General features: G+C 34.3%; 14 protein-coding genes. 5 read left to right on the top strand and 9 right to left on the bottom strand.

Annotation, left to right across the window (positions count from 1 at the left end; genetic code table 11):
* Genes purM through purE form a run of 8 tightly spaced genes read right to left on the bottom strand, consistent with a single transcriptional unit; the run spans position 1 to position 7,904 of the window.
* Positions 1–1,029, bottom strand: a complete 1,029-nt coding sequence (purM, locus tag NSS86_RS03925) for a phosphoribosylformylglycinamidine cyclo-ligase (RefSeq protein ID WP_000030811.1) — start codon at positions 1,027–1,029, stop codon at positions 1–3.
* On the bottom strand, positions 1,022–2,506 hold the full coding sequence (gene purF, locus NSS86_RS03920) for an amidophosphoribosyltransferase (RefSeq protein WP_000483720.1): 1,485 nt from the start codon (positions 2,504–2,506) through the stop codon (positions 1,022–1,024). Before purF ends, purM begins: the two co-directional genes overlap by 8 nt.
* Positions 2,485–4,674, bottom strand: coding sequence for a phosphoribosylformylglycinamidine synthase subunit PurL (purL, locus tag NSS86_RS03915; protein WP_000032740.1), 2,190 nt, complete (start codon positions 4,672–4,674; stop codon positions 2,485–2,487). The genes purF and purL overlap by 22 nt, the downstream gene beginning before the upstream one ends.
* A complete protein-coding gene (gene purQ / locus NSS86_RS03910; protein ID WP_000666806.1) occupies positions 4,667–5,338 on the bottom strand; it encodes a phosphoribosylformylglycinamidine synthase I in 672 nt (223 codons plus the stop codon). The genes purL and purQ overlap by 8 nt, the downstream gene beginning before the upstream one ends.
* Position 5,339: 1 nt before the next feature.
* Positions 5,340–5,603, bottom strand: coding sequence for a phosphoribosylformylglycinamidine synthase subunit PurS (purS, locus tag NSS86_RS03905; protein WP_000848350.1), 264 nt, complete (start codon positions 5,601–5,603; stop codon positions 5,340–5,342).
* Positions 5,603–6,307 carry a phosphoribosylaminoimidazolesuccinocarboxamide synthase gene (gene purC / locus NSS86_RS03900; RefSeq protein ID WP_000174053.1) on the bottom strand — a complete coding sequence of 235 codons (705 nt, stop codon included), beginning with the start codon at positions 6,305–6,307 and terminating at the stop codon, positions 5,603–5,605. The genes purS and purC overlap by 1 nt, the downstream gene beginning before the upstream one ends.
* 3 nt (positions 6,308–6,310) lie before the next feature.
* A complete protein-coding gene (gene purK / locus NSS86_RS03895; protein WP_001010413.1) occupies positions 6,311–7,435 on the bottom strand; it encodes a 5-(carboxyamino)imidazole ribonucleotide synthase in 1,125 nt (374 codons plus the stop codon).
* Positions 7,422–7,904: a 5-(carboxyamino)imidazole ribonucleotide mutase gene (gene purE / locus NSS86_RS03890; RefSeq protein ID WP_001813550.1), complete on the bottom strand. Its 483-nt coding sequence runs from the start codon at positions 7,902–7,904 to the stop codon at positions 7,422–7,424. Before purE ends, purK begins: the two co-directional genes overlap by 14 nt.
* Positions 7,905–8,104: 200 nt before the next feature.
* Between purE and folD the strand changes: the two genes are divergently transcribed.
* Both folD and NSS86_RS03880 read left to right on the top strand, forming a co-directional pair.
* Complete coding sequence (folD, locus tag NSS86_RS03885; protein ID WP_000225836.1) at positions 8,105–8,965, top strand: bifunctional methylenetetrahydrofolate dehydrogenase/methenyltetrahydrofolate cyclohydrolase FolD; 861 nt, start codon at positions 8,105–8,107, stop codon at positions 8,963–8,965.
* Between the two features lie 863 nt (positions 8,966–9,828).
* The gene (locus tag NSS86_RS03880) at positions 9,829–10,146 is read left to right on the top strand and encodes a DUF5011 domain-containing protein (RefSeq protein ID WP_001037831.1); all 318 of its coding nucleotides are present in this window, start codon (positions 9,829–9,831) and stop codon (positions 10,144–10,146) included.
* Positions 10,147–10,286: 140 nt separating this feature from the next.
* On the opposite strand, the gene NSS86_RS03875 is transcribed toward NSS86_RS03880, so the two are convergent.
* Positions 10,287–10,412: a hypothetical protein gene (locus NSS86_RS03875; protein ID WP_031761471.1), complete on the bottom strand. Its 126-nt coding sequence runs from the start codon at positions 10,410–10,412 to the stop codon at positions 10,287–10,289.
* A gap of 304 nt (positions 10,413–10,716) precedes the next feature.
* Between NSS86_RS03875 and qoxA the strand changes: the two genes are divergently transcribed.
* The 3 genes from qoxA to qoxC are packed head-to-tail and all read left to right on the top strand — an operon-like array spanning position 10,717 to position 14,400.
* Positions 10,717–11,817 carry a cytochrome aa3 quinol oxidase subunit II gene (gene qoxA, locus NSS86_RS03870; protein WP_000032836.1) on the top strand — a complete coding sequence of 367 codons (1,101 nt, stop codon included), beginning with the start codon at positions 10,717–10,719 and terminating at the stop codon, positions 11,815–11,817.
* Positions 11,817–13,805: a cytochrome aa3 quinol oxidase subunit I gene (qoxB, locus tag NSS86_RS03865; RefSeq protein WP_001010762.1), complete on the top strand. Its 1,989-nt coding sequence runs from the start codon at positions 11,817–11,819 to the stop codon at positions 13,803–13,805. Before qoxA ends, qoxB begins: the two co-directional genes overlap by 1 nt.
* Entirely contained in the window at positions 13,795–14,400 is a 606-nt protein-coding gene (gene qoxC / locus NSS86_RS03860; RefSeq protein WP_000017736.1) for a cytochrome aa3 quinol oxidase subunit III, read from the top strand. The genes qoxB and qoxC overlap by 11 nt, the downstream gene beginning before the upstream one ends.
* The last annotated feature ends 8 nt before the right edge of the window (positions 14,401–14,408 follow it).

The raw sequence follows: 14,408 nt of genomic DNA, 5'->3' as shown, positions 1-14,408 counted from the left end.
TTATACCCCCAACAATTCAATTGCAGTTGACTCATTTTTCACAATATGACCAATTTGATAAGCTTCCACATTTTGTTCTGCTAAAATCTTCAAAGCGCGTGATGCATCTTTTTCATCAACGATAACCGTATAGCCAATACCCATGTTAAAAATGTTATACATTTCATTTGTGTCTATATTGCCTTGTTGTTGTAACCAATCAAATATTTTTGGCGTTGGAAATGATGTAGTATCAATTCTAGCAGCATATCCGGCTGGCAATGCACGTGGAATATTTTCATAAAAACCTCCACCAGTAATATGATTCATTGCCTTAATAGAAACTTCTTTTTTTAAAGCAAGTACAGGTTTGACATATAATTTAGTTGGTTCTAAAAAGACATCTATAAATGGACGATTATCGAAGTTTGATGCCAAATCAATGCCTGATTCATTAATTAATTTGCGCACTAAACTGTATCCATTTGAATGAATGCCACTTGACGCAAGTCCTATAACAACTTGTCCCTCTTTCACTTCTGAACCATCTACATAGTCATCCTTTTCAACTGCTCCAACAGCAAATCCGGCTACATCATATTCACCTTCGTGATACATTTCACCCATTTCAGCAGTCTCTCCACCGATAAGTGCAGTATTCGTTTCAACGCATGCATCACTAATACCTTTAACAATTTGTTCAATAACTTCAGGAACAACTTTATTTGTAGCGATGTAATCTAAAAAATACAATGGTTCTGCACCTGTCGTTAAAATATCATTAACACACATTGCAACTGCATCGATACCTATCGAATCATGTTTCCCATAGTCGATAGCTAGTTTTAATTTCGTACCTACTCCGTCTGTTCCAGAAACTAAAACTGGCGCTGTCATATTTAATTGTGATAAATCAAATGTAGCACCGAATCCACCTAAACCACCGATAACTTCTTTACGCATCGTACGTTTAACATGACTAGACATTCTTTCTACAGCTTCATAACCAGCATGAATATTTACACCAGATTGTTCATATGCTTTAGACATTTAAATTTCCCTCGCTATCAAAAAAGTGTTTGTTTTTAGAAATATATTGCTTTTGTCGATGACTTAAATGTGCTTTATAATTTGCTTCATAATCATATAACCCTGCAGGATAATCTCCAGTGAAACTTTCTACACATAAGCCACTATATGGCGCGTCATAATCTAAACCAATTGATTCAATTAACCCATCTACAGATAGATATGCTAATGAATCAGCGCCAATATAATCTTTAATTTCTTCAGGTGATTTGCTTGCAGAAATTAATTCTGCCGTAGTTGAAACATCGATTCCATAAAAACTTGGGAACATAAATTCCGGTGATGCTATACGCACATGCACTTTATTTGCACCAGAATCTTTTAACATTTTCACAATGCGTCGAATTGTCGTACCGCGAACAATGGAATCATCAACAAGAATGATATTTTTCCCATCTACTATATCTTTTACCGCAGATAACTTCACTCTCACACCTTGCTCACGTAATTCTTGAGTTGGTTGAATAAATGTTCTTGCAACATATTGATTTTTAACTAGTCCCATTTCATATGGCAAACCTATTTCTTCAGCATAACCACTCGCAGCTGATAGCGATGAATTGGGTACACCGATGACCATATCAGCATTTACAGGGCTTTCTTGGGCTAATTTTTTACCAGAAGCTTTACGTACTGCATGGACATTTTTACCAGCTATTGTTGAGTCTGGTCTAGCAAAATAAATATATTCCATCGCAGAAATTGCAGTTGTCGTATGATGTGTATAAGATTTAACTGTAATACCTTTATCGTTAATCACGACATATTCACCTGCATGAATATCTTGAACAAATTCTGCACCTAACACATCTATTGCACATGTTTCACTTGCAAGGATGTATGTACCATCTTTCATTTTACCTACAACAAGTGGTCTGATAGCATTTGGATCTACTGCGCCATATAACGCATCTTTAGTTAATATCGCAAATGTAAAACCGCCTTTAACTTTTCGCAAACTTTCTTTCAATGCTTCCTCAAAAGTAGGAGCTTTACTTCGACGTATCAAATGCATAATGACTTCAGTATCTGAAGACGAATGGAAGATAGCACCTTGTTTTTCTAAATTCTGACGCAATGATTTAGCATTAATGAGGTTACCATTATGACAAATACCTACACTCATATCATAAAAGTGATACAGAAACGGTTGAATATTTTCAATACCTTTATTACCTGAAGTAGCATAACGGACGTGACCAATTGCATGTTGATATCCTTTTAATCGTTCCATTTGATCATCGTTAATCGCTTCAGTTAGTAAGCCTAATCCTCGCTCGCCTTTTAATTCATTTTGATCAGAAACAACTATACCTGCACCTTCTTGACCACGATGTTGCAAACTATGAAGTCCCATATATGTTAGTTGCGCTGCTTCAGGATGATTCCAAATACCAAACACGCCACATTCTTCGTTTAATCCTGAGTAGTTAAACATTGAGCAATTGCCCCTTCCCATATTTGTTTAATATCTGAAACATTTTCACTAATCTCTGTATATGGTGTTGTTACTTTGAAATTATCACTATCTGTTAAAAGTCCAATTTCTATTGCATTATCAATATTTAAAGTTTTACCTGATTTAACAGAAACAACATATCGGCCTTGTGTCTCACTAAACAATTGTGCATTTGTTATATCTATTGAAGATTTTAATCCTAAACCGTAATGCGCACTTAGTTTAGCTAAGGTAATCAGTAAGCCACCTTTACCAACTGTTTGAACATGTGATAATAGTCCTTCACGAATAGCGGTCTTGATTGATTCACCTTTTTCAACTTCTGAACTCAAATCTAATGACTCAAATTCATGATTAACTTTGCCATAAATTAACTTTTCAAGTTGACTACCACCAAAGTCGTCCTTAGTATCACCGATTAAATATAATTTATCTCCAACTTGAGGTTCAAAATCATTTAAATAATTTACATTTTCAATCAAACCTACCATTCCAACAACTGGTGTTGGGAAAATAGAAGTACCTTTCGTTTCGTTATATAAAGATACATTTCCAGAAACTACTGGTGTCTTAAGAATGTCGCATGCTTCTGCCATACCTTTCGTTGAATCTATCAACTGTTGATAGATTTCTTTCTTTTCAGGAGAACCATAATTTAAACAATCTGTCATTGCTAATGGTGTTGCACCCACGGCAATTAAATTTCGATAAGCTTCAGCTACTACCATCTTTCCACCTTCATATGGATTGTTATATACATAACGCGCTTCACCATCAATTGTTGAAGCAATTGCCTTATTTGTGCCTTCCACACGTACTACCGATGCTTGAAGTCCTGGCTTAATTATCGTATTGGCACCAACTTGTTGGTCGTATTGATCATATAAATAGTGTTTAGATGCTATAGTCGGATGCTTAAGTAATTTAAAGAAAGTATCTTTAACATCGATGTGTGTATAATCATTTTTAGAAGTATTATAATCTTTTTCTTCTCCTTCTAAAATATATACAGGTGCTTCATCAGCTAGTGGTTCAACTGGAATGTCAGCATAAACTTCATCATCATATGTTAAAACAAAACGATTTGTATCTGTAACTTCACCTATAACAGCACTATCCAATTCGTGCTTATCAAATAAATCTAAGAATTTTTGTTCATTACCTTTTTCAACAACTAGTAACATACGTTCTTGAGTTTCTGAAAGCATCATTTCATAAGGAGAAATACCTGGCTCACGTGTTGGCACTTGTTCTAATCTCAAATGTAACCCACTACCACCTTTTGCCGCCATTTCAGACGATGAAGATGTTAAACCAGCAGCACCCATATCTTGAATACCAACTAATTCATCAAATGTAATTGCTTCAAGTGTTGCTTCCATTAATTTTTTACCTACAAATGGATCACCGATTTGTACAGAAGGTCGTTTACTTTCGCTTTCTTCCGTCAATTCTTCAGATGCAAAAGTAGCACCATGAATACCATCTCGACCAGTTTTCAAACCAACATAAATGACCGAATTACCTACACCTTTTGCTGTGCCTTTTTGAATCATGTCGTGATTGATAACACCAACACACATTGCATTAACAAGTGGATTGCCATCATAACGTTCATCAAATTCGATTTCACCAGCAGTTGTTGGAATACCAATGCAGTTACCATAACCTCCGATACCCTTTACAACCCCTTTAAGTAATCTTTGGTTTTGTTTATTATCTAATTCTCCAAATCTAAGACTGTTTAACAAATTAATAGGTCTAGCCCCAATAGAAACAATGTCACGAATGATTCCACCAACGCCTGTAGCAGCCCCTTGATATGGTTCAATTGCTGATGGATGATTGTGAGACTCTACTTTAAATACTACGGCTTGATTATCACCTATATCGACTACCCCTGCACCTTCACCTGGACCCATAAGCACATGCTCACCTGACGTAGGAAATTGCTTTAAAAACGGTTTAGAATGTTTATAAGAGCAATGTTCACTCCACATAACAGAAAAGATACCTGTTTCTGTAAAGTTAGGTTGTCTGCCTAAAATATCGCAAACTTTTTCATATTCTTGATCACTTAATCCCATATCTTGATATACTTTTTCAAGTTTAATTTCTTCAACGCTTGGTTCGATAAATTTAGACATGTTGTTCCCTCCAACTTTTTACCATCGCTTCAAATAATTTCACACCACTATCAGTACCTAACAACGTTTCTAAAGCTCTTTCAGGATGTGGCATCATGCCACATACATTGCCTTTTTCGTTAACAATTCCTGCAATATCATCATATGAACCGTTCGGATTATTCACATATTTCAGAATAATTTGATTGTTAGCTTTTAATTGTTGATATATTTCATCAGTACAATAATAATGACCTTCACCGTGAGCTACAGGATATATAACTTTTTCACCTTGCTCATAAAGATTTGTAAATGCCGTTTGATTATTCACTATTTCTAACTCTTCATTTCTACTAATAAATAAATGTGAATCGTTATGCAATAATGCACCAGGTAATAAGCCTATTTCAGTTAAAATTTGAAACCCATTACAAACACCTAATACTGGCTTACCTTCAGTTGCAAGACGTTTAACTTCCGAAATAATCGGCGCTACACTAGCCATTGCCCCAGATCTTAAGTAATCCCCGAATGAAAATCCACCAGGAATAAGTACGCCATCAAATCCACTTAGTGATGTTTCTCTATAATCTACATATTCCGCTTCAACACCACTTTTAATAGCAGCATTAAACATGTCTCTATCACAATTCGAACCTGGAAAAACAAGAACCGCAAATTTCATTTTATGCATTCTCCTTTTCATCATCTAACACTTTATAGCTATATTCTTCAATCACTGTATTTGCAAACAATTTTTCACTTAGAGTTGTAATAATGTTGTGTACCTTTTCATCACTAACCTCATCCACTGTCATATATAATACTTTTCCTACACGAATATCATTCACTTGTGCATAACCTAAGTCATGTACAGCTCGAGTAAGCGTTTGTCCTTGCGTATCTAATACTTGTGGTTGTAATGTGATATGTAGTTCAATTGTTTTCATTATTTTAAATCCTCCAATTTGTTTAAAAATATTTGATATGTTTCAATCAGTGATCCAGTGTTATTTCTATATACATCTTTATCAAAGTTTGCATTGGTAGCTTTATCCCAAATTCGACATGTATCTGGAGATATTTCATCCGCTAACAAAATTTGACCAGTCTCAGTCTTTCCAAATTCGATTTTAAAATCTACTAATTTTAAATTCATAGCATCCATTAATTGTTTCAACACATTATTAATCTTTAATGCTTTGGATTTTAGTATTTCAATATCTTCATCTGATGCTATATTGAGCAATTTAACATGGTCATCCGTTATCAACGGATCATTTAACGCATCATTTTTATAGAAAAATTCTACAAGTGGTTCTCTAAAAACTTCACCATTTTCAAAACCTAAACGCTTTGTAATAGATCCACTAGCAATATTACGAACAACTACTTCTAATGGAATTATTTTCACAGGCTTAACTAATTGTTCTGTTTCAGATAATTGTTTAATAAAGTGACTTTCTATTCCATTTTCTTGTAAATATTTAAATATAATAGAAGTAATTTGATTATTTAATCGCCCCTTACCTGCCATTGTGTCTTTCTTAGCCCCGTTTCCAGCAGTAACTTCATCTTTATATTCAACTCTTAATTCATTTTCTTGATTTGTTGAGAAAATGCGCTTCGCTTTTCCTTCATATAATAATGTCATGCTTTAATTACTCCCCTCAAATTTAGCGTACATATCTTGTTCAGTTTGGTTTACATCATTCGTTAGTACAGTCATATGCCCCATTTTTCTGCTATCTTTACGCCCAGACTTACCATAAATATGTAAGTGCCACTCTGGATGTTCATTAAATTCATTTTCCAATAAATCTAAGTCTTTACCTAGTAAGTTCATCATGACTGCAGGCTTTAATAATTCAATTGAATTTGGTAATGATTGTCCGGTAACTGCTAAAATATGAGTATCAAATTGTGAATAATCACATGCTTCAATTGAATAATGTCCGGAATTGTGAGGCCTTGGTGCAATCTCGTTCACATACAATTGGTTGTTACTATCTATAAAAAATTCCACTGTAAATGTTCCAATGAAATGAATCGATTGGATAATTTTATTAACTTGCTCTTTCGCCTCAGCTGTTTTATCTATTCTCGCTGGAACAATTGTTTTGAAAAGTATTTGATTTCTATGCTCATTTTCTTGTAATGGGAAAAAAGTGATTTGATTGTTGTTTCCTCTTGTAACAGTAAGAGATACTTCTTTCTTGATATTCAAATATTTTTCAGCTACGCATTCACTAGTTTCAATTAATTTAAAACCTTCTTGTAAGTCTTTTTCGTTGTTAATTAAAACTTGACCTTTGCCATCGTAGCCACCAAATCTAGTTTTTACAATAAAAGGATATCCTAATGTTTCAATTGCTTTGTCAATATCTGTAGATTCTTTTACTGAAATGAACGGGACAACTTTGGTACCAGCACTTTTTAATGTTTCTTTTTCAGTTAAGCGGTCTTGTAATAACTGTATAGCTTGGTAACCTTGCGGAATATTGTACTTTTCACATAATAGTTTTAATTGTTGGGCTGAAATGTTTTCAAATTCATAAGTAATCACATCACATTTTTGTCCTAATTGATTGAGTGCCTTTTCATCGTCATACTTGGCTTGTATAAATTCGTGTGCAACGTATCTACATGGACAATCTTCAGAAGGATCCAATACAACCACTTTATAACCCATTTTTTGAGCTGATTGTGCCATCATCTTTCCAAGCTGACCACCACCAATAATGCCAATAGTCGCACCAAACTTTAATTTATTGAAGTTCATTTTGCATGTCCTCCACTTTTTGAATTAACGAAGATTCATACTGATTTAGTTTTTCAACTAAAGAAGGATTTTGAATACTTAACATTCTTGCTGCAAGTATACCTGCGTTTTTAGCACCTGCTGCACCAATTGCAGTCGTTGCAACCGGAATACCTCCTGGCATTTGAACAATTGATAATAAAGAATCTATACCCTTTAAACTTTTTGTTTCAATCGGCACACCAATAACTGGTAGCATCGTTAATGATGCAACCATACCTGGTAAATGTGCCGCACCGCCAGCGCCTGCAATGATAATGTTTATACCTCTTTCTCTCGCTTCAGAAGCAAATTGAACCATCATTTTTGGCGTACGATGTGCGGATACTACTTGTTTTTCGTACGGAATTTCAAAATAATCCAACATGTTACAACTCTCTTGCATAATTTTCCAATCGGAAGAACTGCCCATAATGACTGCTACTTTCACTTTGTACACCCTTTCAAAAGTTTGAATTGTGAATTACTTTAGTTGTATATTATAGATATAGCATAACAAGCAATTTCTGCTTTTTCAATCAAAAATCGAACTTTATTTTGATTTTTTGTTTGAATTTACGTCTTTTGCTATGTAAATTAGTTTTATAAACTAACAAAGTTAGGATATTGACAATAGGAGGAGAAGTTTTTATGGTTGCTAAAATTTTAGATGGTAAACAAATTGCCAAAGACTACAGACAGGGGTTACAAGATCAAGTTGAAGCGCTAAAAGAAAAGGGTTTTACACCTAAATTATCCGTTATATTAGTTGGTAATGATGGCGCTAGTCAAAGTTATGTTAGATCAAAAAAGAAAGCAGCTGAAAAAATTGGTATGATTTCAGAAATCGTACATTTGGAAGAAACAGCTACTGAAGAAGAAGTATTAAACGAACTAAATAGACTAAATAATGATGATTCTGTAAGTGGTATTTTGGTACAAGTACCATTACCAAAACAAGTTAGCGAACAGAAAATATTAGAAGCAATCAATCCTGAAAAAGATGTGGACGGATTTCATCCAATAAATATAGGGAAATTATATATCGATGAACAAACTTTTGTACCTTGCACACCGCTCGGCATCATGGAAATATTAAAACATGCTGATATTGATTTAGAAGCTAAAAATGCAGTTGTAATTGGACGAAGTCATATTGTCGGACAACCAGTTTCTAAGTTACTACTTCAAAAAAATGCATCAGTAACAATCTTACATTCTCGTTCAAAAGATATGGCATCATATTTAAAAGATGCTGATGTCATTGTCAGTGCAGTTGGTAAGCCTAGTTTAGTAACAAAAGATGTGGTCAAAGAAGGAGCAGTAATTATCGATGTTGGCAATACGCCAGATGAAAATGGCAAATTAAAAGGTGACGTTGATTATGATGCGGTTAAAGAAATTGCTGGAGCTATTACACCAGTTCCTGGTGGCGTTGGTCCATTAACAATTACTATGGTATTAAATAATACTTTGCTTGCAGAAAAAATGCGTCGAGGTATTGATTCGTAAAGAGCCTGAGACATAAATCAATGTTCTATGCTCTACAAAGTTATAATGGCAGTAGTTGACTGAACGAAAATTCGCTTGTAACAAGCTTTTTTCAATTCTAGTCAACCTTGCCGGGGTGGGACGACGAAATAAATTTTACGAAAATATCATTTCTGTCCCACTCCCTAATAACTGAGTTTTAATGAACTCTTTTAACCCACATTAAATATTATTTTGCAATTGCAATGAATAACAAGAAAAACCTGGGACATTAATCGATCAAATGCTCCCTTCAAAGTAGACATTGAATAAATGAAGGCTTTGAAGGGAGCATTTCACTTTGTTCTTGGCTCAACAATTTTATATAGACAGTAGTTAATTGAATGAAAATAAGCTTGTAACAAGCATTTTTCAATTATAGTCCGGGGCCCCAACAAAGAAGCTGACGAAAAGTCAGCTTACAATAATGTGCAAGTTGGGGATGGGCCCCAACACAGAGAATTTCGAAAAGAAATTCTACAGACAATGCAAGTCAGCGAGGCCCCAACAAAGAAGCTGTGACTATGATAAAGTACTACTACATAGTTAATCATTAGTGGTTCTTTATCATTTTCGCCTCCCTTTTCTTATTGTTTTGATACACAAAAATTTAAGTTCAAACTGTCGAATAAAGTTATATTTGATTTCAAATTATCCCTAAATTATTAATTTTACAATTGTGGCAGATTTTCAAAATAATAATTATTTCCTCATTATTTATAAATTTATATTTAAATTTCATTCTTTATAGGGTAAGATTAGGACTATAGTATGATGTGTAAATAATATAAATTAAGGTATAGTAAAGCTAACTCAGAAATGACTTATCATTCGGAGGTTACATTATGAATAAACTATTACAGTCATTATCAGCCCTCGGTGTTTCTGCTACACTAGTAACACCAAATTTAAATGCAGATGCAACGACGAATACTACACCACAAATTAAAGGCGCTAATGATATCGTTATTAAGAAAGGTCAAGATTATAACCTTCTAAACGGCATAAGTGCATTTGATAAAGAAGATGGAGATTTAACCGATAAAATTAAAGTCGATGGCCAAATTGATACATCTAAATCTGGTAAATATCAAATTAAATATCATGTCACTGATTCAGATGGTGCAATTAAAATTTCCACTAGGTATATTGAGGTTAAATAGCCCTCATCACTATACTGTAAATAAAATGGTAGCAAACGAACATGTTTTGCTACCATTTTATTTGTTATTCCAACTTCATCTGCAACTTTAACCTAAATATTGTATTTTTTCTGTATACCAAAGGACTACCTATCAAATTATTAAAACTTAACTGCTCTTTTTAAAAAATGTTTTGATTTTGAACAAACAAATTTCCACTTTTCATTGTTTAACGATAAATTACTTTTGGCAAATTCCTTTTTAAAGTGTTTGCGCTTCCTTTCAATGAACTAGCCATCATTTTCAATTTATTAGACAATTTCAAACTTTTTTTATTTTCATTCAATTAACCTTTAATTGAAAGCTATTCTCAACTTTCCTTTTAAATATGAAGCAATTTTTTCAAAAACGCTATTAGTCACAAAATGTACACATAATTTTAACAAATGTGTGAACCCACGTCACACCTTGATTTATCAACATTTTTGATACAATTTTATTAATTTTTTTCCCATAAGCCCTTGTAAATATTGTGTAATAACTTAAAATTAATGTTAAGCCCTACATTTGTAGTATTAGGAGGTCAAAAAAGTGTCAAAATTTAAGTCTTTGCTTCTATTATTTGGCACACTAATTTTACTTAGTGGTTGTTCAAATATAGAAATTTTCAACGCAAAAGGGCCAGTAGCAAGTAGTCAGAAGTTCTTGATTCTTTATTCAATCGTCTTCATGCTTGTTATTTGTTTCGTTGTACTTGGCATGTTCGCCATTTTTATTTACAAGTATAGTTATAATAAGAATGCCGAATCTGGTAAGATGCACCATAATGCCATCATTGAAACAATATGGTTTGTAATACCTATCATAATCGTTGCTGCTTTAGCTATTCCTACAGTTAAAACTTTATACGATTACGAAAAACCACCGAAGAGTGAGAAAGATCCAATGGTTGTATATGCAGTAAGTGCAGGATACAAATGGTTCTTTGCTTATCCAGATGAACATATAGAGACTGTTAATACATTAACAATCCCTAAAGATCGTCCTGTCGTATTTAAGCTTCAAGCTATGGATACAATGACAAGTTTCTGGATTCCACAATTAGGTGGTCAAAAATATGCCATGACTGGCATGACAATGAATTGGACGTTAGAAGCATCTCAAACTGGTACGTTCAGAGGTCGTAACTCTAACTTCAATGGTGAAGGATTCTCACGTCAAACATTTAAAGTAAATGCCGTTAGTCAAAAAGACTACGACAAATGGGTGAAAGAAGTTAAAGGTAAGAAAACGTTAGATCAAGATACATTTGATAAACAATTATTACCAAGCACACCTAATAAAGCTTTAGAATTTAATGGTACACATATGGCGTTTGTTGATCCAGCAGCCGATCCAGAATACATCTTCTATGCATATAAACGTTTCAATTTCGAATTGAAAGATCCAAACTTCACTAGTGAAGAAAATATGTTTAAAGATGTATCAGACAAACCATTAATACCTGCTCGTAAAGCTCAAATTACAAATGCGAACTATAAACGACATGGTATGAAGTTGATGATTCTTGGAAATGACGAACCATATAACAATGAGTTCAAGAAAGATGAATCGAAAAATGCGAAAGAAATGAAGAAAATTTCAAAAGATGCGCAAGATCAAGACAATGATGATCATGGAGGTGGACATTAATGAATTTTCCATGGGATCAATTACTAGTTAAAGGTAACTGGATGATTACAATGGCACAAATTGGTGCCCCATTCTTAGTTATTGGTTTAATCGCAGTAATTACTTACTTTAAATTATGGAAATATCTTTACAAAGAATGGTTCACATCTGTAGACCATAAGAAAATCGGTATTATGTATTTAATCTGTGCCGTATTAATGTTCGTCCGTGGTGGTATTGATGCGTTACTTATTCGTGCGCAATTAACAGTACCTGATAACAAATTTTTAGAATCTAACCACTATAACGAAATTTTTAGTACACATGGTGTAATCATGATTATCTTCATGGCAATGCCATTTATCTTTGGTTTATGGAATATCGTTGTTCCATTACAAATTGGAGCACGTGATGTTGCATTCCCAGTATTAAACAACGTAAGTTTCTGGCTATTCTTTGCAGGTATGATTTTATTCAACCTGTCATTTATTATTGGTGGTTCACCAGCAGCTGGTTGGACAAACTATGCGCCACTAGCAGGTGAATTCAGTCCTGGTCCGGGTGTTAACTATTACTTAATAGCTATACAAATTTCAGGGCTTGGTACCTTAGCTACAGGTATCAACTTCTTTGTAACAATTTTAAGATGTAAAACACCAACTATGAAGTTTATGCAAATGCCAATGTTTACAGTAACAACATTTATTACTACATTAATTGTTATTCTTGCTTTCCCTCCTTTAACAGTAGCGTTAGCATTAATGACAACTGATAGAATATTTGACACAGCATTCTTCACAGTTGCACATGGCGGTATGCCAATGCTTTGGGCTAACTTCTTCTGGGTATGGGGGCACCCTGAAGTTTATATCGTTATCCTTCCAGCATTTGGTATTTACTCAGAAATTATCCCGACATTCGCTCGTAAGCGTTTATTCGGACATCAAAGTATGGTATGGGCAACTGCCGGTATCGCGTTCCTTAGTTTCTTAGTTTGGGTTCACCATTTCTTCACAATGGGTAATGGTGCGTTAATCAACTCATTCTTCTCAATTTCAACAATGCTGATTGGTATTCCAACTGGTGTGAAATTGTTTAACTGGTTATTAACATTATATAAAGGACGTATTACATTTGAGTCACCAATGCTATTCTCATTAGCATTTATCCCTAACTTCCTTTTAGGTGGTGTTACGGGTGTAATGTTAGCAATGGCATCAGCTGACTATCAATATCACAATACGTACTTCTTAGTAGCTCACTTCCACTATACATTGGTTACTGGTGTTGTATTTGCCTGCTTAGCTGGTTTAATCTTCTGGTATCCAAAGATGATGGGTTACAAATTAAACGAAACATTAAACAAATGGTGCTTCTGGTTCTTCATGATCGGATTTAACGTTTGTTTCTTACCACAATTCATTCTTGGATTAGATGGTATGCCACGTCGTTTATACACTTATATGCCATCAGATGGTTGGTTCTTATTAAACTTAATTTCAACTATCGGTGCATTATTAATGGCAATCGGATTCTTATTCCTTGTTGTTAGTATCGTATACAGTCACTTCAAATCTCCACGTGAAGCAACTGGAGATAACTGGGATGGCCTTGGCCGTACTCTAGAGTGGACTACTGCATCAGCAATTCCACCTAAATACAACTTTGCCATTACACCAGATTGGAATGACTACGACACATTTGTTGATATGAAAGAACATGGTCGTCATTACTTAGACAACCATAATTACAAAGACATTCATATGCCAAACAATACTCCTGTTGGATTCTGGATTGGTATCTTTATGACTATCGGCGGTTTCTTCTTAATTTTCGAAACTGTAATTCCAGCATTAATTTGTTTATTCGGTATTTTTGGTACTATGATTTATCGCAGTTTCCAAATCGATCACGGATATCATATCCCTGCTGCTGAAGTTGCTGAAACTGAAGCTAGATTAAGAGAAGCGCGTATTAAAGAAAGGGAGGCTGTAAGTCATGAGTCATGATACAAACACTATTGATTCACGCACACATGAAGGCGAATTAAATAAGCTTGGCTTTTGGATTTTCATTACAGCCGAATTTGCGTTATTCGGTACCCTATTTGCGACACTATTAACTTTGCAACATGGTGGCGATTATGCAGGTAAAATGACTACTGAGTTATTTGAATTGCCTCTTGTTTTAATAATGACGTTTGCATTATTATTCAGTTCTTACACATGTGGTATTGCTATTTACTACATGCGCCAAGAAAAACAAAAGTTAATGATGTTTTGGATGATCATTACGTTACTTTTAGGTTTAGTCTTTGTTGGATTCGAAATTTATGAATTCGCACACTATGCATCAGAAGGCGTTAACCCAACAATTGGTTCTTACTGGTCTAGTTTCTTTATCCTATTAGGAACGCATGGTTGTCACGTATCGCTAGGTATCGTTTGGGCCATTTGTTTATTAATCCAAATCCAACGACGCGGATTAGACAAATATAATGCGCCAAAATTATTTATAGTAAGTTTATACTGGCACTTCTTAGATGTTGTTTGGGTTTTCATCTTTACTGCCGTATATATGATAGGGATGGTGTATAGCGGATGAGTACAATA

The organism is Staphylococcus sp. FSL W8-0056 (genome assembly GCF_037963075.1).
GTDB lineage: Bacteria > Bacillota > Bacilli > Staphylococcales > Staphylococcaceae > Staphylococcus > Staphylococcus aureus.
The sequence above is the reverse complement of the archived record's forward strand: the minus strand, read 5'-3'. Positions and strand labels throughout refer to the sequence as shown.

Coding starts and splice junctions, on each gene's coding strand:
- qoxB (WP_001010762.1), top strand. CDS start 11,817: ATGAATTTTCCATGGGATCAATTACTAGTTAAAGGTAACTGGATGATT.
- qoxC (WP_000017736.1), top strand. CDS start 13,795: ATGAGTCATGATACAAACACTATTGATTCACGCACACATGAAGGCGAA.
- purM (WP_000030811.1), bottom strand. CDS start 1,029: ATGTCTAAAGCATATGAACAATCTGGTGTAAATATTCATGCTGGTTAT.
- purQ (WP_000666806.1), bottom strand. CDS start 5,338: ATGAAATTTGCGGTTCTTGTTTTTCCAGGTTCGAATTGTGATAGAGAC.
- purK (WP_001010413.1), bottom strand. CDS start 7,435: ATGAACTTCAATAAATTAAAGTTTGGTGCGACTATTGGCATTATTGGT.
- purC (WP_000174053.1), bottom strand. CDS start 6,307: ATGACATTATTATATGAAGGAAAAGCGAAGCGCATTTTCTCAACAAAT.
- NSS86_RS03880 (WP_001037831.1), top strand. CDS start 9,829: ATGAATAAACTATTACAGTCATTATCAGCCCTCGGTGTTTCTGCTACA.
- purF (WP_000483720.1), bottom strand. CDS start 2,506: ATGTTTAACTACTCAGGATTAAACGAAGAATGTGGCGTGTTTGGTATT.
- folD (WP_000225836.1), top strand. CDS start 8,105: ATGGTTGCTAAAATTTTAGATGGTAAACAAATTGCCAAAGACTACAGA.
- purL (WP_000032740.1), bottom strand. CDS start 4,674: ATGTCTAAATTTATCGAACCAAGCGTTGAAGAAATTAAACTTGAAAAA.
- purS (WP_000848350.1), bottom strand. CDS start 5,603: ATGAAAACAATTGAACTACATATCACATTACAACCACAAGTATTAGAT.